At 41.2% G+C, this 4,604-nt stretch carries 5 protein-coding genes and 2 pseudogenes; all 7 read right to left on the minus strand.

The features are described from left to right. Positions 1-119: 119 nt before the first annotated feature. Positions 120-602 carry a Dps family protein gene (locus tag FC65_RS08905; protein ID WP_002822190.1) on the minus strand — a complete coding sequence of 161 codons (483 nt, stop codon included), beginning with the start codon at positions 600-602 and terminating at the stop codon, positions 120-122. A 66-nt stretch (positions 603-668) separates the two neighbouring features. Beyond that, on the minus strand, positions 669-1,277 hold the full coding sequence (locus FC65_RS12520; RefSeq protein WP_235803116.1) for a Gfo/Idh/MocA family protein: 609 nt from the start codon (positions 1,275-1,277) through the stop codon (positions 669-671). 72 nt (positions 1,278-1,349) lie between these two features. After that, positions 1,350-1,634 carry a Gfo/Idh/MocA family oxidoreductase gene (locus FC65_RS12525; RefSeq protein WP_235803117.1) on the minus strand — a complete coding sequence of 95 codons (285 nt, stop codon included), beginning with the start codon at positions 1,632-1,634 and terminating at the stop codon, positions 1,350-1,352. A 100-nt stretch (positions 1,635-1,734) separates the two neighbouring features. Then, positions 1,735-2,559, minus strand: a pseudogene (locus FC65_RS12765) (LCP family protein). Between the two features lie 187 nt (positions 2,560-2,746). After that, positions 2,747-3,825: pseudogene (locus FC65_RS12920) on the minus strand (IS1380 family transposase). After that, positions 3,764-4,066: a hypothetical protein gene (locus tag FC65_RS11875; RefSeq protein ID WP_056972406.1), complete on the minus strand. Its 303-nt coding sequence runs from the start codon at positions 4,064-4,066 to the stop codon at positions 3,764-3,766. The pseudogene FC65_RS12920 and the gene FC65_RS11875 overlap by 62 nt, the downstream one beginning before the upstream one ends. A gap of 300 nt (positions 4,067-4,366) precedes the next feature. Next, on the minus strand, positions 4,367-4,510 hold the full coding sequence (locus FC65_RS11595) for a teichoic acid D-Ala incorporation-associated protein DltX (RefSeq protein ID WP_191976418.1): 144 nt from the start codon (positions 4,508-4,510) through the stop codon (positions 4,367-4,369). Positions 4,511-4,604 lie beyond the last annotated feature (94 nt).

The following is a 4,604-nucleotide window of genomic DNA, read 5'->3' on the forward strand; positions in this document are numbered from 1 at the left end:
TGCTTGGAGAACTTATGGTGAATAATTCAGGGAGTTATTGTCGTGTTATTGGTTGCTATTTTTTCAGCATAAGAAAAAGACCATATTGCTACTCGTTTATAGCCATATGGTCTTTTATATTAGTCAGCGAATGGTGCTTTGCCTAGATAAGCACTGATCATCCAAATATTCTTATCGGTTTCATCCTTGAAGCCATTAAGCATATCTTGAGTTGGGAAGTCTTTTTCTTCGTCAGTAACTTCGATTCCTTTTTGGTATTGGTCACGTAGGTACTTGAATTGATCAACTAGCCGTTGCATGAATTCAGTCATCGTTAATTGATCAAAAGCGACTTTGTCATCTGGTAGGCCAGTATTTTCAATGAATTCGTGAGTTGTTGCCAGTGGGCTGCCGTTTAAAGCAATCAAGCGTTCTGCAATTTGATCGAGCTGTTCGCTTAGTTGATCGCCATATTCGTCCATCAGCGGATGGAGACGGAAGAAGTTTTCACCGCGCATATACCAGTGTGTTTGTTGAACGTTGACCTTTAATTGGCTGATATCGGCAATCAGTTGATTGAGTTGTGCTTTTGATTTTGGAAAGTCATAATTGTAAGTTGTCATAATGAACCCCTCTTCATAACTATTGGTTACACTAATACTATAACAGTTGTGAAAGCGTTTTTCAAATCAAATACTTGTGGTCCATTGGCGGTATAAATCTTCGATAATTGCTACGGTGTGGCAGGTGAGTGTCGGCGTCATAACTGGGCTAGTCAGTTGATGTTGGGACCAGAGTTGATTAAAGTGCTGAATCTCAAAAACAAATTCGCTATTTTGAGTGACCTGTAACGAAGTGGCGTGGCCAGTATTATCATATAAAGTGGCGTTGCTGGCCTTCCAGTAGTCAGGAATCACGATTTTACCATGACTGCCATAAATGATCATTCTGCTAGGTAGTGGTGTTTTGGCGGTGATGAATAGGTGGACTAAAATATTCTTTTCAGTCTGCAGGATCACATCACTTTGTTGATCAGCTGCTGGTGCCTGTCGCTGACAGAGGCCGTGATAACTAGTAAAGCGTTGCGCTAATAAGTATTGAATATAGTCTAGCGGGTAGGCGGCGCTACCATGAAAAGCACCACCACCGGCGGTAATATCTTGGAACCAAGCAATTTTAGTACCACCAGGATGATAACTTTGGGCATCGATCCAACTAACTTCACCGATCGCACCTTGCTGCAACAGTTGCTTGATTTTTTGAGTCAGTGCTAGAAAAACTGCCTTTTGAGCGGCCATTAATGTCACTTGATGCTGTTGAGCTAGAGTAAATAAATTTTGGGCTTGATCAAGGGTCAGCGTGAACGGCTTTTACAGCAATACGCTTTTACCATGGTTAATGGCTAATTTTGCACCAGCATAGTGACCGCCATTATAAAGGGGAATGTAGATTACATCCAAATCAGGATCAGCGACTAATTCGGCATAACTGCCATACGCCCGCGGAATTTGATTGGCATGGGCAAATTTTTGTGTACGAGATAGATTGCGTGTGCCGATTGCTAAAACTTGTGCAGCTCCAGCTTCACGTAAGCCTGCGATAAAACGAGGCGCGATTTGTGCGGCGCCCATGATGCCATAGTTAATTAGTTGCACTTAGATCACCTCGAATAATGATTTAACTCTAACGTAGCAGTTTAGAAAGCGCTTGTACAGTGTGATAAACAAAAAACACGCCGTTATGCGTGTTTTTCGGTTAAAATTGGCCGTTGGGAATACCCGGACCTGTGTTGGTTTCAGTGCCAGTTGTATTATCGTAAGTGTTGGTAGTATCGCTACTGCTGTAGGTACTGCCATCACTATAGGTGCCAGTGTCATAATCGACGGTACTATCGGAACCATAAATCGTGTATGTCGTATTTGTAACACCGTCAAAGTATGGATTTGCCTTATTTAGCTCGGTTTCTTTATTGCTGACAGTTTCAGCACTTAAGTTTAATTGTTTACGTAATTTTTTCGAGATGCGATTGATTTCTTTAGTTGAAGCAATCTGGTAGGAACTACCGTTGATATAGGCATCTTGACCTTGTAGTTGATCAGAGAACACGTTAGTCGCTGCTGAACGATAATTAGCCGCCAAGCCCTTCATATCAGAAAAACTAAGATCTGTTTGTAGGTTGTTTTGAACAACACTGAGGATCTTTTGATAATTAGCGACTCCGTTTAATGACAATAGTTTCTTGGTGACAGCCTTGATCACTTGTTGTTGTCGCAATTGCCGCCCGTAGTCACCCTTAGGATCGTCGTAACGCATCCGGGCAAAGGAGAGGGCTTACTTACCGTTCAGGTGGTGGGTTCCTTTCTTGATCGTAATGTTATTAAAGGTGAAGGTCAGATTACTCGTGACCGTAACGCCGCCAACGGCATCGACAATTTTAGCTAAGCCACCCTTATTCAAGGTTAAATAATAATTAATTGGAATATTTAATAGCTTGCTGACGGTTTTTTTAGCGGTTTTGGCACCACCAATTTCGTAAGCAGAGTTGATTTTCTGAATACTACCTGAATTATGCATATGCATCAAATTGATTGGCCAAATTATCAGTTTTACGTAATTTCTCTATATTCACGACTTGGGCTAGTCATGACTAGCCAAGTTTGACTTAATTTAGTTAGTTTGATTAGTTTTCATACTTGATCGCGTCAAAAAAGTAGCCACTAATCCCTTGGTCAAACACAATAATTTTAAAAGTAACTGCGCTATTTTCTTAGTTGGTCACTAGGGGGCTTAACGTGTGAATGTTAGCTAATAAGGCTTCGATCTGCTGGCTAAAGACGTTGCTTTGCGCCAGATGAATGATTATTTTTCCGGCGTGACGGGCTAGTTTTCCAGCAACGTGAAAGATTTGAAAGCGTAGTGTACTAATGGTCGTGTTGCGCTGCTCTTTTGGTAAGGCCATTAACTTCATCAAGGCAATCAAGTTATAGGCAATGCCGCTGATGGTTGCCCGCGCAGCATTGGCAGTAAAGCTGTGGCTATTCGTCTTATCCATAAAAAAGCCTGCTTTACTTTCTTTGATCAGGTTTTCCATGGCCCCACGCTTTTGATAGGCTAAGTACAATAATTTGACCCCGGCTTCAGTCATATTAGTGACCACATATTGCCGTTCAAAGAATAGTTCGCCTACTTGATGCGTCGATTTTACTAGGACGCGCCGATTAATCGACCAGCTCTTGGCCGCGTAGTTGAATTCACCATAGATGACCGAATTCTGATCAAAATGCTTGGGCACTACTGGTGTGAATTCATCAGCTAGTTGGTCTAAAGCGGCGTTTCGCTTCAGGCGGATCACATATTTTACATCATAAAATTCGCAGAGCGTATAAAGCTCAGGCGTCGCAAAACCACTATCACCGCGTAAAATCAACTGAACATCAAACGGCAATTCGCAAAAAGCGCGAAGGTCGGGGCTAAGAATTCTTTGACACCAGTGCTGGTGTACTGATTGCCTGGACGTTGCTTGATTCCTAAAAGCAAATTCAGCTGCGCGATATAGGCCACTAGCGGATGGAAACCAGTAACCCCATAATGCGCATTGAAACTAGCAGCTTCTTGATGACCAAAGATATCACAATGCGTCGAATCAACATCAAGCATGACCGTGTCAATATGGTTAGTCCTGATATAATCGAGCGCCAAGGTTAAAATCAAACGGTTCAAGTGCAGAACATCATCACAAGTTAGCGCACTTAAAAAACGAGAAATAGTCGGTTGTGGTGCTAAATCAGTCGTCCCATGGACCTGTTTCATGACTGGGTCGTTGTAGCGCGTCGGCCGCGACATCATTGCCGTAACCGGCAATATTCAGTTCCAGCATTTGATTGAGTAAGCTAGTTTTAGAATAATGAGGGCCAATACGTTTTTCGCTTAATTGTGCCGCCGCTTGATCAATAATTTGGTCAAGACCAGCTGCGTGCTTAAATTCGGCGTAAAACAACAGGCCTGCGTTATTTGAAAGTTGAACATCATCAGTCTTAATTTTGATTTTAGGGTTGAATCGCAGTTGGGGTTCGTGTAAGTTAGTCATGAGGCATCTCCTGTGTTCGTTATTGTTTGGTCGCTATAACAATAACACGGAAGGTGCTTTTTTGGTACACCATTTTGGTGAAACCCTCAATCAAAGATAAAACTATGGTGTAGCAGCATTCTCGTTAAGGTTTAGGAAAAGATATGCATAATTCAGGGATAAGTAAATTGTTGTCCAAGGTAATCATAAACGATCCTATCTGGTGTCTGTTCTCCCCACTGATCTATTTGCTCTAAAATACTTCTTACTCGTTGCATAACGTTCACTTCCATCAACAAAATATTCAAGTCCTGTGAAAAATCAGAATTCGTTGTAAATAAATTTTGGCTGCCCTACACCACTATAGCTATATAAATATATGACTCCTAAAAAAATAATCAAATAAAGTACAGTTTTTAAAATGAATTGTGCTGTCGCAGAACACCATATTTTTTTCAAAAACACCTCAACTCCATTAATTTATTATTGTTCTTGTCATTAATCTCCTTTACTAGATTAGATTAATTGTAACTAAAGGTTGAAAGTTAAAGAATACTTG

Origin of the sequence: Ligilactobacillus acidipiscis DSM 15836 (assembly GCF_001435755.1) — a bacterium.
In the GTDB taxonomy this organism is placed as follows: Bacteria; Bacillota; Bacilli; order Lactobacillales; family Lactobacillaceae; genus Ligilactobacillus; species Ligilactobacillus acidipiscis.

Coding starts and splice junctions, on each gene's coding strand:
- FC65_RS08905 (WP_002822190.1), bottom strand. CDS start 602: ATGACAACTTACAATTATGACTTTCCAAAATCAAAAGCACAACTCAAT.
- FC65_RS12520 (WP_235803116.1), bottom strand. CDS start 1,277: ATGGCCGCTCAAAAGGCAGTTTTTCTAGCACTGACTCAAAAAATCAAG.
- FC65_RS11875 (WP_056972406.1), bottom strand. CDS start 4,066: ATGACTAACTTACACGAACCCCAACTGCGATTCAACCCTAAAATCAAA.